Here is a 15,266-nt window from a genome sequence, read left to right as displayed (position 1 = left end):
AGTTTTCAATTAAGAAAGCTCTAATAATCAAAATGGCCTTTTTGAAAAACGTTAAGGTACTTGTAGGAAAGATGTGTGTGTGATAAATGATAATCAAACTACATGCCATAAATTACAGGTTAAAAGTTAAATTTTATATAAAAAAAGAGCATAACTAGCCCCCTTTACTTCATAGATACTCCCTATTAAAGCCCTATATAGTTGCGGTTAGTTAACCTTTAGAATAAAAAATAGAAACTAGCCCCATACCCCTTCATATTATTTCACTCTAAAAACATCAGTTTAAAGACTGCAATTCACACCTATTTTTACTTGCTATCCCAGAATAAATCCTAGACCATTCAATCCGCTTTAAAAAGCTTGTAAATAAAAGAGGAAAACACTTTTAGTATAAAACCCCACTATTACTTTCATATAAACACCTAACAACTATAGATTTATTAAATTTTATTTTCAAATTAAAGTTCTGTTAAAAAAAGAATGAACATTCATTTTTAATATATCTTTGTATTATAATTAAAACTAAAATGGCAAAGCTTCAAAAAAGCATAGACAAACGTAACGCACTAATAAATGCAACCATAGAATTAGTTAATAATAATGGCTTCCATGCAGCACCTATGAGTAAAATTGCTAAAATGGCAAACGTCTCCCCCGCTACTATTTATTTGTATTTTAATAACAAACAAGACTTGGCAAATAAAACATACCTTGAATTAAAAACAGCCTATACTAAACATGTCTTTTCAAATTATAACGAAAGCATGTCTGTCGAAAAAGGATTTGAGATCATTTGGAAACGCATAGCCGATTTTAAACTTAACGAATGCGAAAAAGCAATGTTTTTAGCACAATGCGACAATACCCCAATGATAGACGAACCGAGCATACAAGAAGGTATAAAACACTTTCAGCCACTATTAGATCTTTGGGATAGAGGTAAAAAAGAAGGCGTTATTACACCCATTTCAGATTTTTTACTATATGCCTATACCATACACCCATTGTCTTTCCTAATAACCTCCAATAAAAGAGGTGCTTTTGAATTAGATAAAACTCATATAGAACAAGCCTATCAAGCCGCTTGGAATAGTATTAAAGTATCCTAAATACTATGAAAAAAACAGCGATTATATTAGGAGCCACAGGATTAACAGGTCATATATTACTTGAAAAACTAATTAAGAATAATAATTATGATGCCATCAAATTATTTTCCCGCACTAAAATAAAAGGGCTGCCGCAAAAAGTAGAACAGTTTACAGGCAATCTGCTAGAATTAGAGCAATTTAAAACCGATTTTAAAGCAGACCACGTTTTTTGTTGTATAGGCACCACAAAAAAGAAAACCCCTAATAAAACACTTTATAAACAAATAGATCACGGGATTCCCTTAGCAGCAGCAAAACTTTCAAAAGAAAATAATATTAAGGTATTTATAGTAATCTCTGCAATAGGAGCTAATAAAAAAAGCCGTATTTTTTATAACCGTACAAAAGGCGAAATGGAATGCAGCGTTTTACAACAGCATATAAAGCGTACCATTATACTAAGACCCTCCATTATTAAAGGAAAACGTAAGAATTTTAGAAAAATAGAAACTATAGGCTTAGTACTATTTCAACTCATTGAGCCACTCCTTATTGGACGATTAAAAAAATACAAACTAATTAAAGCTAAAACTATCGCGCAAGCAATGCTCAATCTAGCAAATAGCACCAATACAAAAGAAGTTATTATAACTTCAAACAAAATTAAAGAAATTTCAAAAAATAAAATAAATTAAATTAAATGGAATTATTAGATAAATTAAACTGGAGATATGCTGCAAAAGCCATGAATGGTGAAAAAGTAGCCGAAGAAAAAATTGAACGCATATTAGAAGCTGCACGTTTAGCGCCTACATCAAGCGGATTACAACCTTTTGAAATTTTTGTAATTAAAAACCAAAACATTAAGGAACAAATAAAACCAGTTGCCTGGAATCAATCTGTAATTACAGATTGCTCTCACCTACTTGTTTTTGCAGCTTGGGATACCTATACAGCAGAAAGGATTAACTATATGTTCGATTTAACAAATGAAATACGTGGGTTTAAAAATGAAGGTTGGGAAAATTACCGCCAGATGTTATTAAATATATACCCACAAAAAGATGCCGAAGAGAATTTTAATCACGCTTCAAAGCAAGCATATATTGCATTTACAAATGCTATAAACGCAGCTGCTTTTGAAGGCGTAGATACAACACCTATCGAAGGTTTCGAACCCGATGCAGTAGATAAAATCTTAGGCTTACGCGAAAAAGGCTTACGAAGTGCTGTATTACTGCCAATAGGATACAGACAAGAAGATAAAGACTGGTTAGTAAACTTAGTAAAAGTAAGAAAACCTATGGAAGAGTTAGTAACAGTAATTGAATAACCTACCATTTAGTAAGTAAAAACAACCTTAAAAAAGCGAAAGAAGATGAACAATTTTGAATTTAAAAACCCTACAAAAATAATTTTTGGAAAGGGAACCATAGAAAAATTAGAAAATGAGATCCCTAATAACGCCAAAATATTATTACTCTATGGCGGTGGAAGTATTAAAAAAAATGGAATTTACAATCAAGTAAAAACAGCACTCTCTAAAGTAGATATTGTAGAATTTGGAGGCATCCCTGCCAATCCAGAATATTCTATTTTAATGGAAGCCCTAAAAGTTATTAAAGAAGAAAAAATAACTTATCTATTAGCCGTTGGTGGTGGTTCTGTAATTGATGGGACTAAGTTTTTATCTGCAGCAGCATTATTTAATGGAAAGACGCCCTGGGATATTCTAACCCATAATATTAGAACCGAAAAAGGCATGCCTTTTGGTACTGTTTTAACTTTACCAGCAACAGGCTCGGAAATGAATTCTGGTGCTGTTATTACCAGAAAAGAGACTAAAGAAAAGTTAGCAATGGGAGGGCCAGGTTTATTTCCAGAGTTTTCTATATTAGACCCACAAGTTATTACCTCTATTCCGAAACGACAGTTAGCAAATGGATTAACAGATGCTTTTACTCATGTTTTAGAGCAATACATGACCTACCCCATAGGCGCCTTACTACAAGACCGATTTGCTGAGAGTATTTTACAAACACTTGTAGAGATAGCTCCTAAAATATTAAAAGACGCTACAGATTATAAAGCAGCATCAAATTTTATGTGGAGTTGTACAATGGCTTTAAATGGATTAATTCAAAAAGGCGTTCCTACAGATTGGGCTGTACATGCAATCGGACACGAACTAACAGCCTTATTTGGTATCGATCATGCGCGTACTTTAGCAATTATAGCACCAAGTCATTATAAATTTAATTTTGAAGCTAAAAAAGAAAAACTAGCACAATATGGCGAACGCGTTTGGAATATTACAGAAGGGAGTATCGATGAAAAAGCCAATGCGGCCATCGAAAAAACAGAACACTTTTTTAATACCTTAGAGATCCATACTAAATTATCTGATTACACTAAGGATTATGATGGAACTGCCGAGGAAATATCAAAACGCTTTAAAGATCGTGGCTGGTTAGCATTAGGAGAACACCAAACATTATCCCCTGAAAAAGTTGAAGCAATTGTAAAAATGGCCTACTAATAATGAAAGGAATACAATCCATAATATTAATACTGGTATTCATTGCAGTCTCAAGCTGTAAAGAGAAAAAAAAGGAATCCCCTACGAAACCTATTTTAAAAGAAGAAACAAAATCAAAAATAAAAAAAGACATGAAAATATTATTTGTAATAACCTCACATGACAAACTAGGAGATACAGGGAAAAAAACTGGGTTTTGGGTAGAAGAATTTGCAAACCCATATTACACTTTGTTAGATAAAGGCGCAACCATTACCATTGCAACACCAAAAGGTGGTGCGGCACCAATAGACCCTAATAGCGATGCTCCAGATGCAGCAACAAAAGATACAGAACGTTTTAATAATGATGCCGTAGCAAAAGCAAAAATTGCTAATACCGAAGTATTAGCAACGATAAATCCAGAAGATTTTGATGCAGTATTTTACCCTGGAGGACATGGCCCTTTATGGGATTTAGCAACCGACAAAACGTCGATTACTCTTATAGAAACGTTTAACGCTCAAGAAAAACCAGTTGCCTTTGTATGTCATGCGCCTGCTGCTTTAAAAAATGTAAAAATGCCAGATCAGACGCCTTTAGTAAGCGGGAAAAAAGTAACAGGATTTTCAAATACAGAAGAAGCTGCCGTTGGACTTACAAACGTTGTTCCCTTTTTAGTTGAGGACATGTTAAATGAAAATGGAGGAATTTACTCTAAAAAAGAAGATTGGCAAGCTTACGCCATTCAAGATGGAAACTTAATTACAGGACAAAATCCAGCCTCGTCGCAATTAGTAGCCGAAAAATTATTAGAAAGTTTAAAATAATACTGTAACGTTCTAAATTTAAATAGATAACGGTCATAATTTATAATTATGGCCTTTTTTATACTCTATTTTTATTAATAAACACAAGCACGCCTCCCTTTTTTATAACCGCACAGAAAATATTTTAATACTAATATAATGCTGTTACAAAGTGATTTAAAAAAAAATATAAGCCAAATATAAATTTTAAACCACAAAAAAACTATATTAGTATTAGCAATTGCTATTTAAGCATTTTGTCTCTCTCCCTATACTTAATGTTTATGTATTGATTTACAATAATTATTGTGTTGTAGTTTTACAAGATTATCTGTAACGTAATAATTTACCGCCATTTATTACAGAATAGTTCTTATATCTTACTTATTAATTTTAAAGCCAATGTATCATAAATTAATTACGCATTTTTTTAAAAAGGAACTGGTGTTAGTCGTTTTTTGTTTTACTCTAAATGCAAATGCGCAAGTCTCACAAACAAATTGGATAGATGAAATTGCATCACGAGTTACACCTTACGGAAGTATAAGGCTTGCTGTTGGTTTTGTAGAAAAAGGAGAAATAGGCGTTTCTAATAATGCCCCACGTGTAGGAGTAAAAATTAAACATGCCCTCTCTGAAAATAAAACCGATAATTTCAATGTCATTGGATGTGCAGAATTTGGATTGAATCTTGTTTCTAGAGACGATACCGTGTCATTTGCTATTGATGCTAAAGAAGGTGTTGTACAAGTTGGAGATGCTATCTTTACACGAATAGGTTATGCAGGGGTTTCTTATAAGGAGTTCAATCTTATCTTTGGAAAAAACAATTCTGTCTATTATAATCTTGCAGCTAGCGAAGTCGATTATTTTTTAGCTTTTGGAGGGGTCGCTCTGGGGGTTTGGCCCGTTTCAGATGGCGGTGTTTCTGGAACAGGTAGAGCAAATCAAGTATTGCAATTAAACTACAAAAAAAAGGGCCTTAGCATCGGCACACAAATACAAGTACGTAATATTTCTGAAAACAGTGAAAATATAGATTCCTATGGCTATGGTATAAATTATAAAATTAAAGGATTTGCAATTGGCGTAGGCTATAATAAAGTAAATGATGGTGTTATAGAACCCACATCAAAACAAACCCAAAAAAATGATGAAGCCTTTATTACCGCACTATCATATGCTAAAAACAGATTACGAGTTGCCGCATCTTATGGCATATTTAATAATCATTTTAAAACCGAAGACCTATTTTACGATTGTATAGGTGTCGAGTTTTTCTCAAGCTATAAGTTTTCAAAAAATCAAAGATGGCATCTTGCAAGCGGTTTTAGCTATGTAGAACCTAATTCAGACCAAGATTTAGGAGAATTTGATACAAAATTCGGGGTTATAGAAGTAGGATACTCCTTTAAAAAATCAAGTTATATTTTTGCCAGTACAAAACAAGATTTTAGTGAAAATAATATTGGAGAAAGCAACAACCAAAGTATTTATGGTATAGGCATTCAATTTACTTTTTAAAAACTAATTACCTCTGTATTATAATACTATCCTTTACAATTTTATTAACCATTCGTTTACAAAAAGTTTTAGCCGATGCTTGCAAAGAAAACGGATCTGTTAGCGCAGATTCTCCAGTCCAAACCCAAGTATCTTGCCCCGCTTTTAAGTCGCCTTTTAAATTATATAAAATGGCTTCAATAACATAAGATCGAGTGGGCTCATAATAACCCGGGTCGTTAACAGTTACGTAGCGACTAGAAATATGCCGCCCTACCCTATAATAACCAGAATGCACAATATAAGCGTTTCCAGGTTCATATCTATATCCATCTTTTATATCAACTAGACTTATTGTAATAATCCCATCTAATTGATTTGCGTTAATAATATCAATTAAATTCTCTGGCTTTCGTACTTCTTTAGGCATATTCTGAGGAAATATATTAATCCCTTCAATAGCATTAATACCTTTGTCCTTAAATAAATTAACAGCTTCTTTCTCAAAAGTCAATCTAGAATTTAGATTATTACTAATACCAACAACAGCAATCTTTTTATAGGTATTATCAACGTAATTATCTCTTATAAAACTAGATGATAATGTTGGAGCACATCCCATCACAACAAATAATATAATCAGCATTAAAACGTCTTTGTTAATCATAATTACAAGCTTAAATTATTCAATAAAGCCTAAAAAGGCACAGTTTACTATTAAAGATACTCATTATATAATACAAATACAAGAACAACATAAATTGTAATGCACTCATTTTACGACAAGTAACCTGTATTTACACCCTTTCGTTTTTATTTTATAATAAAAAAGAGTAGCGTCATTACAAATAGTTTAAACCCGTTCTAAATGAAAAAATAAATAGTTACTTATTTTATTTGTAAATTGGAAGCACTAAAACAAATCAACAATTCACATGAAAAAAATAATAATACCTGTAGACTTTTCTAAACATTCTGAATATGCCCTAGAAACAGCAGCTAATTTAGCTAAAAAACATAATTCTCAACTTATAGTAATGAATATGCTTGAATTATCAGAATCCTTTATTTCTACCTCAGATTCTGACAGGCAAAATGAAATGTTATTCATGTTAGCCTCTGCAAATAAGAAGTTTGAAACGTTTTTAGATAAAGATTATTTAAAAGATTTAGATGTTGTTCCTATGATTAAACACCATAAAGTATTAAAAGAAGTTGATGAAATTGCAAAAAATGAAGGTGCCGATTTAATTGTAATGGGATCGCGTGGTCATAGTAATCACGATGGTATTTTTACAGGTTCCAATACCGAAAAAGTAGTGCGTTATAGTGAAACTCCTGTACTTGTTATTAAAGGACAGAATACAAATATTGAGTTTACTAATGCAGTATTAGCTACAGATTTTTCTGAAGAAAGTATTCCTGCCTATAAAAAAGCTGTTAATCTATTAAATGAACTAAAAAGTAATACATCACTATTGCATGTAAACACCCCAAGTGTAAATAAATTTAGAAGTACCCAAGAAATTGAGGAAAAAGTACAGCATTTTTTAACTAAAGCAGAAACCCCAGAATGCACAGATAAAATTAGTTTTGTAGCAGATTACTCCATTGAAGACGGCATCTTAAATCATTCTAATAAAATAGGTGCTAACGTCATTGCAATGACTACTCATGGTAGAAAAGGCTTAAGCCATTTCTTTGGTGGAAGCATTTCCGAAGACGTGGTAAATCATTCTAATTTACCGGTATTAACTTTTAAAATGTAATATAACATACAAAACCGAGGTGAATTATTTATAATCCCCTCGGTTTAATTATATCTACTAGGTTCTCCCCTAAAATTAGTGATAACAACAGGGCTTCTCAGTTTTATTTAAACAACAGTAACACGTACTTTTTTCTTCTTGAGCCTGCTATTATTAGTTTTTAAAATAATAGCCGCTACCTTATATTTGGGCACAGCAACAAAAGCACAATCGTGTTTAAGCTCTATAAGGCCTAATTCCTGTTTATTTAATTCTCCTTGTTTAAAAAAAAGCCCCGCAATATCGCCTTTTGAGATTTTATCTTTTCGTCCCCCAGAAATAAACAATGTTTCCCAATTTGTAGGCTCAGGGCTAGATTTCTCTTCTAGCTTTACGATCACATCAGATGCTATAAACTCCGGTAAATACTCATTTTCCCACTGTAATACATAAGCCGTACCTTCACTATTCATTCTTGCAGTTCTACCATTTCTATGGGTGAATTCTTGTGCCTTTAATGGTAATTGATAATGTATAATATATTTCAATTCAGGAATGTCCAGTCCCCTAGCCGCTAAATCTGTTGCAACAATAATTTGATGTGTACCATTTCGAAACTTTATTAAAGCACGCTCCCGCTCTATTTGTTCTAACCCACCATGAAAGCACCCATGTGCGATATTATTTTCCAATAAAAAATCACTAATATAAGCTATGGTATCTTTAAAATTACAGAAAATAATCCCCGGTTCATTTCCAATATGAGACAATAAATCAACTAAAGTTTGAAGTTTATTCTTTACTGGAGATATCACTTTTTTTACTTGTAACTGAGAGGTTACAGTCCCTAAATAATCAATAACCAATTCGTCTTTTAATCCCACAAAATGCGGGATTTCCATATCTTGAGTAGCCGATGTAAGTATGCGTTTTTTTATTTGCGGTAAAAAAGCGATGATCTCACTCATTTCCGATTCAAATCCAACCTCTAATGATTTATCAAATTCATCTAAAACTAATGTTTTTATATTGGTTGAACTAATAGTTTCACGGCGCAAATGGTCGGCTACACGACCTGGAGTTCCTATTAAAATAGCAGGAGGATGACTCAATTCAATCTTATCTTTAGAAAAAGGACGTCCGCCATAAACAGCATTCGTTTTTAAACCCGATCCCATTGTTCTAATAACTTGCTCTATTTGAATCGCTAATTCCCGAGAAGGGACCAATATTAATACCTGAATTGATTTTAAATTTGAATCTAATTCTTTTAATACAGGCAATAAAAAAGCCACTGTTTTACCTGTTCCTGTTGGCGATAATAATACAACATTGCTTACAGAAGAAATAGCTAAATAAGCTTCTTCTTGCATAGGGTTAAGCTCCTGTATTCCTAATTTATTTAATATTTGCTGTTGTAATTGGTTGGATTTTGACATAATACAAAAATACTATTTCGTTTATAGAGTTAGATTGTATTTTAAGAAAAACATTATAGGCTATTATATACAAATAGCTTCCTAAGAAAAAAACAGTTGGTTTATTCAAGATCTATACGAATACAAACAAAAGGACTATTCTGTTATTAATAGTTATTATAATTAAGTGATTTCCAAAAAACTAAAAAATATACTTACTGCATTATATTTCCTTTTTTATTAAGTTTACAATCTAACTTGAATATCATATCCATGAAAAAAACGACACTTTTATTTTTTATTTTATTTTGTTCAATTTTTTATACCACTAGAGCACAACAATCTGTTGCAAGAGCGTGGAATGAACAATTATTAGAAGCCATACGAACCGATTATGCCAGACCTACTGTGCATGCTCGAAATTTATTTCATTCTAGTGTCATTATGTATGATGCTTGGGCTATTTTTAATGATAATGCAGAAACCGTTTTTTTGGGAAAGAATTTTGGCGGTTATTCCTGTAATTTCACAGGAATAGCAACCCCAACAGATATTGATGCTGCAAGACATGAAATTATTAGTTATGCCATGTTTCGATTATTAAATCATCGCTTTGCTAATTCCCCTGGAAATGTTGCTAGTTTAGAGGCCTTTAATAACCTTTTTACAAATTATGGTTATGATGTATCTATCGTCAGTACCGATTACACTACAAATTCTTATGCTGCTTTAGGAAATTATTTAGCAGAACAAATGATTGCTTTTGGATTGCAAGATAACGCTAATGAGATTAATGATTATGCTAATCAGTTTTATACAACATCCAACGAACCTATGATATTGGATATCTATTCTGATGAAAACCCTTTAAATGACCCTAATGCGTGGCAACCTTTAGCTTTTGATGTTTTTATTGATCAAAGTGGTAATCCATTACCACTTGGCACACCTCCATTTTTAAGTCCAGAATGGGGTGAAGTAACCCCTTTTTGTTTAAATGCTAATGACTTAGAAATATTAAACAATGGGTTTGATTGCTATGTTTACAAAAACCCTGGAGCTCCTGTTTATATTCAAAATTCTACTACAAACGGTATTAACGATCCTTATAAATGGCATTTTGCACTGGTCGCCTCATGGTCTTCTCATATGGACCCTAATGATCCAACAGAAATCGATATCTCTCCAGCTTCTATAGGAAATTTTGATATTGAAAATTACCCAGAAACGTTCTCAGAATACCAAGCATTTTATAATTTTCATAATGGCGGCGATGCAAGTACAGGCCGCGCTTTAAACCCTATTACAAACACGCCATACACGCCGCAAATGGTAAAACGTGCAGACTATGCAAGAGTACTTGCCGAATTTTGGGCTGATGGTCCAGATTCAGAAACACCTCCAGGACATTGGTTTACCCTATTAAACTATGTTAGTGACCACCCTTTAACAGTTAAAAAAATAGAAGGTGTTGGACCGCTTCTTAGTGATTTAGAATGGGATGCAAAAGCCTACTTAGCCTTAGGGGCGGCAATGCATGACTCTGCGGTAGCAACTTGGGGTATAAAAGGGTATTATAATTACATTAGACCAATTTCTGCAATTCGTTATATGGCAGGAAAAGGTCAGAGTACAGATAATACTTTACCTAGTTTTGATCCCCATGGCTTACCGCTTATACCCGGTAAAATAGAGCTTATAGCTTCTGGAGATCCTTTAGCTGGAGCTAGCAATGAAAATGTAGGTAAAATAAAAATATTTGCATGGAAAGGGCCTGATTTTATTTCTAACCCAGAAACAGACGTTGCTGGTGTAGATTGGATATTAGGTACACATTGGTGGTCATACCAACGTGGGACATTTGTAACACCTCCTTTTGCAGGATACTTGTCTGGGCACTCTACTTTCTCTAGAGCTGCTGCCGAAACATTAACATTATTAACTGGTGACGCGTTTTTTCCTGGTGGAATGGGAACTTTTGATGTAGCAGCAAACGAATTCCTAGTGTTTGAAGACGGTCCCTCAGAAAGTTTTACTTTACAATGGGCAACCTATAGAGATGCATCAGATCAGACTAGTTTATCTCGCATTTGGGGCGGAATTCATCCTCCGATTGATGATATTAAAGGAAGACAAATTGGAGCCCAAATTGGTGTTGAATCATTTGAATTGGCTAAACTATACTTTAATGAAGATACCTCATTGTCTACCGAGTCAATCGCTATAAAAAATAGTATTGCATTATATCCTATTCCATTTAGTGATGAATTAACTGTAAATTATAATAGTAATAAACCTCTAAATATAAAATTATATAGTATGACTGGGACTTTAGTATTGGAGCGTAACGTAAATTCTAAACACAAATTAACAGTTAACGCTTTGGCTCCTGGTGTTTATTTTGCTAAATTGTCCTCTTTAACTGGCGAAGAATTTGCTGTAAAAAAAATAATTAAAAATTAAAATCAAGAATGCTTAATATTTTTCGAATCATTGCCTTTCTAGAAGGTGTTTCTTATATTCTTTTATTATTTATTGCAACTCCTATAAAATATTTAAATAATGATCCTCAATATGTAAAAATGCTTGGAATGCCTCACGGCCTATTATTTGTAGCATATGTTGCGTTAGCAATTCTTCTTCGTGCCACTTATAAATGGAATGCGCAAACATTTTTGATTGTTTTAGCAGCATCATTAATTCCATTTGGAACATTTTATGTTGACAAGAAATATTTGAAACCGCTGCAATAAAAAGAATACTACATTATAATGTGCTTTGTTATATAACAAAGCACATTTTTTTTATCAAACAACGCTATTGTAGAATCACAAAACAAGCATTTGTTTCTACCTAACGTAATCGGTTTTTAACATATTCAACTTTTGTTTTACCATGAGGCGAAACATTACCCTCTTTATCTAGATTAACCATTACAATTTTATCTATAGTAATGATGGTTTCTCTAGTCATCATATTTCTAACTTCACAACGTAATGTAAGTGAAGTTTTACCAAATTTGAGTACTTCAAGCCCTATTTCTATAATATCACCTTGTTTTGCAGAGCTCTTAAAATCAATTTCTGTAATAAATTTAGTAACCACATGTGGGCTTTCTAATTGTACTACAGCATACAATGCTGCTTCTTCATCAATCCACTCTAACAAACGGCCTCCAAAAAGAGAAGCGTTAGGGTTTAAATCTTCTGGTTTTACCCATTTACGTGTGTGAAATCTCATATTTCAAATAAATTTTGTTGTTTATTTATAGTTTGGGGTATTTTTAAATTGCATCCCAATGCTTCATTTAATTTTTTTATAAAATAGGCTGAAAGTAATGGCGATTCAATCTCTACATTTTGATGAATAAAAAAAGCAATCTCTTTTAGCCCTAATTGCTGCCATACTTTTAAACGTTCAACCCAAGTATCTAACCGCGAATAATCGCTTTTATGATTTGTACCAACAAAGCGTATAAAAGCAGTAGGATTTGTTAATCTCATGTGCAGTAAATCACGTCTGCCTGCGGTATCTACTATGCTATTGGAGATGTTGTTTTCTTCTAACAATAAACATAAATCATTCGCTACCTTTGCATCGTTAAACCAATCGGTATGTCTAAATTCTACAGATAACGGAATGTTTTTTGGCCATTTTTCAATAAACCGTATTACGCTATCAAAATTATTTGGAGCAAAATTATTATGCATTTGCAAAAAAAGGGTGCCTAATTTTTCTTTTAAGTGTGATATATTATATAAGTAATGTTCTAAAAGGGCATCGATTTCATCTAACCGTTTCCAATGTGAAATTTCTTGATTTATTTTTGGAAAAAACTTAAAGTCGCTTGGCGTTTTATCATACCATTTCACAAATTGATTTGCAGAAAAGATACGGTAAAATGTTGCATTCATTTCTATGGCGTTAAATTGTGAAGCATAATATTTTAATTCATCTTTTGTGCCACGTGGATAAAATCCTTTAAGATCAGCTTTATTCCATTTTGCACAACCCACATATATTTCTGGGCTATCGGTTACTTTCTCTATATTTAAGACGCGTTCAATACCCTTATGGTCTTCAGGCAATGTAAAATCTATAAGCTCTGGACGATGTACACTTCCAAATTTCATTTTAAACGCTTTTAGTTATCTCATTCATTTCTACCGCTTTTAGTCGTAACAATTCACTACAGGTTACTTTTGTAATCTTATTTGTACGCATTCAAAAAAACTGTTTACCCCCTGTTTTAAGGTGTTTTATAATAACTAATAAAGTGAAATAGTAATTGAGATGTTAAAGGTAATTGTTCATAAGCCAGTTAACAAGTAAATTCTAATTCATTTTTTTTAAGCGTCTTTATTAATATTTTTATATAAAACACTTCTAATTATGACTTTACGAGATCAACAATTATTAGCCAGCAGACCCATTATTTCTTCTATTAAAATAACAGACAATATGAGTAATGATGAACGTTTTCAAAATATTACATTACGTCCAATAATTAAGCTACAAAGCGACTTATTGATAGAAGCATTTAGAAATTACATTAGAAAACACAAGAATGCTTTCTATGAATTAGAGATTGATCAAGGTTTAAATTACATTGAAAATGCAATACAAAAGGACATTAAATTTAGAAATGCTCTAAAAGGGATGATTATTGGTCAATTTACTATTGAAGAATATGCGCTTTATATAGAAACATCGTCTGCCTTAAATAAACGTATGATGGCCATTGTTAAACAACGCATTCAAGACAATATTATGTTGTTTACAAGACCAACTAGTTTAGCTAGTTAATTTCATATTAAATAACATATAATAGTATCATTAGGTAGTGGCAAATGGCTCCTGCCAATACAAATAAGTGCCAAATAACATGGTAGTAACGTTTTTTATCTAAAGCATAGAATATAATACCAACAGTATAAAACAGGCCTCCAGCCATTAACAAGATTATCCCATTAATATCCATAAGCGCAGAAAGTTTAGAGAAATCAAAAACAATTAACCATCCCATTATTAAATATAATACTGTTGAAAATATATTAAACTTACCTGTAAAAAAAAGCTTTAAAAAGACCCCAAAAAGGGCAATCCCCCAAACGGTATAAAACAAAGGCCAACCTAACCCTTTTTCTAAAGTTATTAAAAGTACAGGAGAATAAGTGCCTGCGATAAGCAAATAAATCCCGATATGATCGATAATTCGGAAATAATGCTTTTGTTTTTTATTTGAAACAGAATGGTATAGTGTAGAGGCTGTAAAGAGTATAATTAGAGTACTACCATATATAATTACGCTATACAAACTCCAAGATGTTTTATTAGAGTCTTTAAGTATTAATAAGATTAAACCTATAATGCCTAGAATAGCTCCAAAACCATGGGTAATGGCATTTAATTTTTCTTCTAAAACACTTTGAACTCTCATTTTTTAGTTACTTATTTTTTATCCATTTATTAGTCAGCACATAAAAATCAAATTCAACAGCTGGTTTTTGACGTTCTAGCCTTCCATTTTGAAAATTGCGTTCTAAAATATCTTCAATTAAATAATCTTCTTTTTCTTCTTCGGGATTAAATTCTCGCTTTAAAGAAATATCAAATACATTTGCTGTAGTATTAAACCAAAAAGCCCGCCAGCCATTCCGTAACTCTTTTATGAGTTCAAAAGCCGTTTTTCCAGTTTGTCTATGAATTAATTTTATGAGGATCTGGCCTTCTGTTCGTGTTAATTTTTTTAATTCCGCAGAAAACTCTTCTTGTATATACTTTTGAACTTTTTTAGAATATCGCTTTCTATCTCTTTTTCTTTTTAACGACGCCAGGTGCGCATTTAAAGATTCTAATCGTTCAGCGGCTAATTTAGCATAAGGATAAACTTTTAGGGTTTTACGCTTTAAAATCATATAACGTCGCCAGCTTTTCTTATCATCGAATTTTAACTTATGCAATATCATGATTTCGTCTAAATCTATCCCTGTTGTAGGTATAGAGTCGCCTTCAACAACAATATATTGAATAGTAGTTGTGTCTAAAATAGCGTTATTCTCTTCTTGAGAAAAAAGGAGCAAAGGAAAAACAATAAAGAGGAAGCTTAAATATTTCATTTGGGTAATCATAATCTTAATTAATGCGAAAATCGTTCCAAAAAGAGCATTTCGCCATGC

16 protein-coding genes are annotated in these 15,266 nt (G+C 32.4%); 10 read left to right on the top strand and 6 right to left on the bottom strand.

Going from position 1 to position 15,266, the window contains the following annotated elements; all coding sequences use genetic code 11:
- Positions 1-527 precede the first annotated feature (527 nt).
- The 6 genes from AC2D8I_RS01380 to AC2D8I_RS01355 all read left to right on the top strand — a co-directional run bounded on the left by AC2D8I_RS01380 (position 528) and on the right by AC2D8I_RS01355 (position 5,942).
- The gene (locus tag AC2D8I_RS01380; protein ID WP_484704193.1) at positions 528-1,109 is read left to right on the top strand and encodes a TetR/AcrR family transcriptional regulator; all 582 of its coding nucleotides are present in this window, start codon (positions 528-530) and stop codon (positions 1,107-1,109) included.
- Between the two features lie 5 nt (positions 1,110-1,114).
- Positions 1,115-1,786, top strand: coding sequence for an NAD(P)H-binding protein (locus tag AC2D8I_RS01375; RefSeq protein ID WP_484704192.1), 672 nt, complete (start codon positions 1,115-1,117; stop codon positions 1,784-1,786).
- Positions 1,787-1,791: 5 nt separating this feature from the next.
- The gene (locus AC2D8I_RS01370) at positions 1,792-2,424 is read left to right on the top strand and encodes an NAD(P)H-dependent oxidoreductase (protein ID WP_484704191.1); all 633 of its coding nucleotides are present in this window, start codon (positions 1,792-1,794) and stop codon (positions 2,422-2,424) included.
- Positions 2,425-2,469: 45 nt separating this feature from the next.
- Positions 2,470-3,630 (top strand): iron-containing alcohol dehydrogenase, encoded by a 1,161-nt coding sequence (locus tag AC2D8I_RS01365; protein ID WP_484704190.1) that lies wholly within the window; start codon positions 2,470-2,472, stop codon positions 3,628-3,630.
- 2 nt (positions 3,631-3,632) lie between these two features.
- Complete coding sequence (locus tag AC2D8I_RS01360) at positions 3,633-4,439, top strand: type 1 glutamine amidotransferase domain-containing protein (RefSeq protein WP_484704189.1); 807 nt, start codon at positions 3,633-3,635, stop codon at positions 4,437-4,439.
- Positions 4,440-4,820: 381 nt separating this feature from the next.
- Entirely contained in the window at positions 4,821-5,942 is a 1,122-nt protein-coding gene (locus AC2D8I_RS01355) for a porin (protein ID WP_484704188.1), read from the top strand.
- Between the two features lie 7 nt (positions 5,943-5,949).
- Here AC2D8I_RS01355 and AC2D8I_RS01350 read toward each other — a convergent pair whose 3' ends face one another.
- Positions 5,950-6,588 carry a hypothetical protein gene (locus AC2D8I_RS01350; RefSeq protein WP_484704187.1) on the bottom strand — a complete coding sequence of 213 codons (639 nt, stop codon included), beginning with the start codon at positions 6,586-6,588 and terminating at the stop codon, positions 5,950-5,952.
- A gap of 268 nt (positions 6,589-6,856) precedes the next feature.
- On the opposite strand from AC2D8I_RS01350, the gene AC2D8I_RS01345 reads away from it, so the two are divergent.
- Entirely contained in the window at positions 6,857-7,690 is an 834-nt protein-coding gene (locus AC2D8I_RS01345) for a universal stress protein (protein ID WP_484704186.1), read from the top strand.
- A 107-nt stretch (positions 7,691-7,797) separates the two neighbouring features.
- Here the strand turns inward: AC2D8I_RS01345 and AC2D8I_RS01340 are convergent, their stop codons facing one another.
- Positions 7,798-9,108, bottom strand: a complete 1,311-nt coding sequence (locus tag AC2D8I_RS01340; RefSeq protein ID WP_484704185.1) for a DEAD/DEAH box helicase — start codon at positions 9,106-9,108, stop codon at positions 7,798-7,800.
- Between the two features lie 252 nt (positions 9,109-9,360).
- Between AC2D8I_RS01340 and AC2D8I_RS01335 the strand changes: the two genes are divergently transcribed.
- Both AC2D8I_RS01335 and AC2D8I_RS01330 read left to right on the top strand, forming a co-directional pair.
- Complete coding sequence (locus tag AC2D8I_RS01335; protein ID WP_484704184.1) at positions 9,361-11,550, top strand: T9SS type A sorting domain-containing protein; 2,190 nt, start codon at positions 9,361-9,363, stop codon at positions 11,548-11,550.
- A gap of 8 nt (positions 11,551-11,558) precedes the next feature.
- Positions 11,559-11,840 (top strand): DUF3817 domain-containing protein, encoded by a 282-nt coding sequence (locus AC2D8I_RS01330; protein WP_484704183.1) that lies wholly within the window; start codon positions 11,559-11,561, stop codon positions 11,838-11,840.
- Between the two features lie 100 nt (positions 11,841-11,940).
- Here AC2D8I_RS01330 and AC2D8I_RS01325 read toward each other — a convergent pair whose 3' ends face one another.
- Both AC2D8I_RS01325 and AC2D8I_RS01320 read right to left on the bottom strand, forming a co-directional pair.
- On the bottom strand, positions 11,941-12,327 hold the full coding sequence (locus tag AC2D8I_RS01325; protein ID WP_484704182.1) for an acyl-CoA thioesterase: 387 nt from the start codon (positions 12,325-12,327) through the stop codon (positions 11,941-11,943).
- Complete coding sequence (locus tag AC2D8I_RS01320; RefSeq protein ID WP_484704181.1) at positions 12,324-13,220, bottom strand: DUF72 domain-containing protein; 897 nt, start codon at positions 13,218-13,220, stop codon at positions 12,324-12,326. Before AC2D8I_RS01320 ends, AC2D8I_RS01325 begins: the two co-directional genes overlap by 4 nt.
- Positions 13,221-13,479: 259 nt before the next feature.
- On the opposite strand from AC2D8I_RS01320, the gene AC2D8I_RS01315 reads away from it, so the two are divergent.
- Positions 13,480-13,893 (top strand): glyoxalase, encoded by a 414-nt coding sequence (locus AC2D8I_RS01315; protein WP_484704180.1) that lies wholly within the window; start codon positions 13,480-13,482, stop codon positions 13,891-13,893.
- A 7-nt stretch (positions 13,894-13,900) separates the two neighbouring features.
- On the opposite strand, the gene trhA is transcribed toward AC2D8I_RS01315, so the two are convergent.
- Positions 13,901-14,527: a PAQR family membrane homeostasis protein TrhA gene (gene trhA, locus AC2D8I_RS01310; protein ID WP_484704179.1), complete on the bottom strand. Its 627-nt coding sequence runs from the start codon at positions 14,525-14,527 to the stop codon at positions 13,901-13,903.
- Positions 14,528-14,534: 7 nt separating this feature from the next.
- Entirely contained in the window at positions 14,535-15,206 is a 672-nt protein-coding gene (locus tag AC2D8I_RS01305; protein WP_484704214.1) for a DUF4294 domain-containing protein, read from the bottom strand.
- Positions 15,207-15,266: the final 60 nt, after the last annotated feature.

The organism is Lacinutrix sp. YIN62 (assembly GCF_057219185.1).
This window is presented reverse-complemented; position numbering and strand designations above follow the sequence as displayed.

Excerpts from the sequence above, each read along its gene's own strand:
- AC2D8I_RS01380 (WP_484704193.1), top strand. The coding sequence starts at position 528 with ATGGCAAAGCTTCAAAAAAGCATAGACAAACGTAACGCACTAATAAAT.
- AC2D8I_RS01375 (WP_484704192.1), top strand. The coding sequence starts at position 1,115 with ATGAAAAAAACAGCGATTATATTAGGAGCCACAGGATTAACAGGTCAT.
- AC2D8I_RS01370 (WP_484704191.1), top strand. The coding sequence starts at position 1,792 with ATGGAATTATTAGATAAATTAAACTGGAGATATGCTGCAAAAGCCATG.
- AC2D8I_RS01365 (WP_484704190.1), top strand. The coding sequence starts at position 2,470 with ATGAACAATTTTGAATTTAAAAACCCTACAAAAATAATTTTTGGAAAG.
- AC2D8I_RS01360 (WP_484704189.1), top strand. The coding sequence starts at position 3,633 with ATGAAAGGAATACAATCCATAATATTAATACTGGTATTCATTGCAGTC.
- AC2D8I_RS01355 (WP_484704188.1), top strand. The coding sequence starts at position 4,821 with ATGTATCATAAATTAATTACGCATTTTTTTAAAAAGGAACTGGTGTTA.
- AC2D8I_RS01350 (WP_484704187.1), bottom strand. The coding sequence starts at position 6,588 with ATGATTAACAAAGACGTTTTAATGCTGATTATATTATTTGTTGTGATG.
- AC2D8I_RS01345 (WP_484704186.1), top strand. The coding sequence starts at position 6,857 with ATGAAAAAAATAATAATACCTGTAGACTTTTCTAAACATTCTGAATAT.
- AC2D8I_RS01340 (WP_484704185.1), bottom strand. The coding sequence starts at position 9,108 with ATGTCAAAATCCAACCAATTACAACAGCAAATATTAAATAAATTAGGA.
- AC2D8I_RS01335 (WP_484704184.1), top strand. The coding sequence starts at position 9,361 with ATGAAAAAAACGACACTTTTATTTTTTATTTTATTTTGTTCAATTTTT.
- AC2D8I_RS01330 (WP_484704183.1), top strand. The coding sequence starts at position 11,559 with ATGCTTAATATTTTTCGAATCATTGCCTTTCTAGAAGGTGTTTCTTAT.
- AC2D8I_RS01325 (WP_484704182.1), bottom strand. The coding sequence starts at position 12,327 with ATGAGATTTCACACACGTAAATGGGTAAAACCAGAAGATTTAAACCCT.
- AC2D8I_RS01320 (WP_484704181.1), bottom strand. The coding sequence starts at position 13,220 with ATGAAATTTGGAAGTGTACATCGTCCAGAGCTTATAGATTTTACATTG.
- AC2D8I_RS01315 (WP_484704180.1), top strand. The coding sequence starts at position 13,480 with ATGACTTTACGAGATCAACAATTATTAGCCAGCAGACCCATTATTTCT.
- trhA (WP_484704179.1), bottom strand. The coding sequence starts at position 14,527 with ATGAGAGTTCAAAGTGTTTTAGAAGAAAAATTAAATGCCATTACCCAT.
- AC2D8I_RS01305 (WP_484704214.1), bottom strand. The coding sequence starts at position 15,206 with ATGAAATATTTAAGCTTCCTCTTTATTGTTTTTCCTTTGCTCCTTTTT.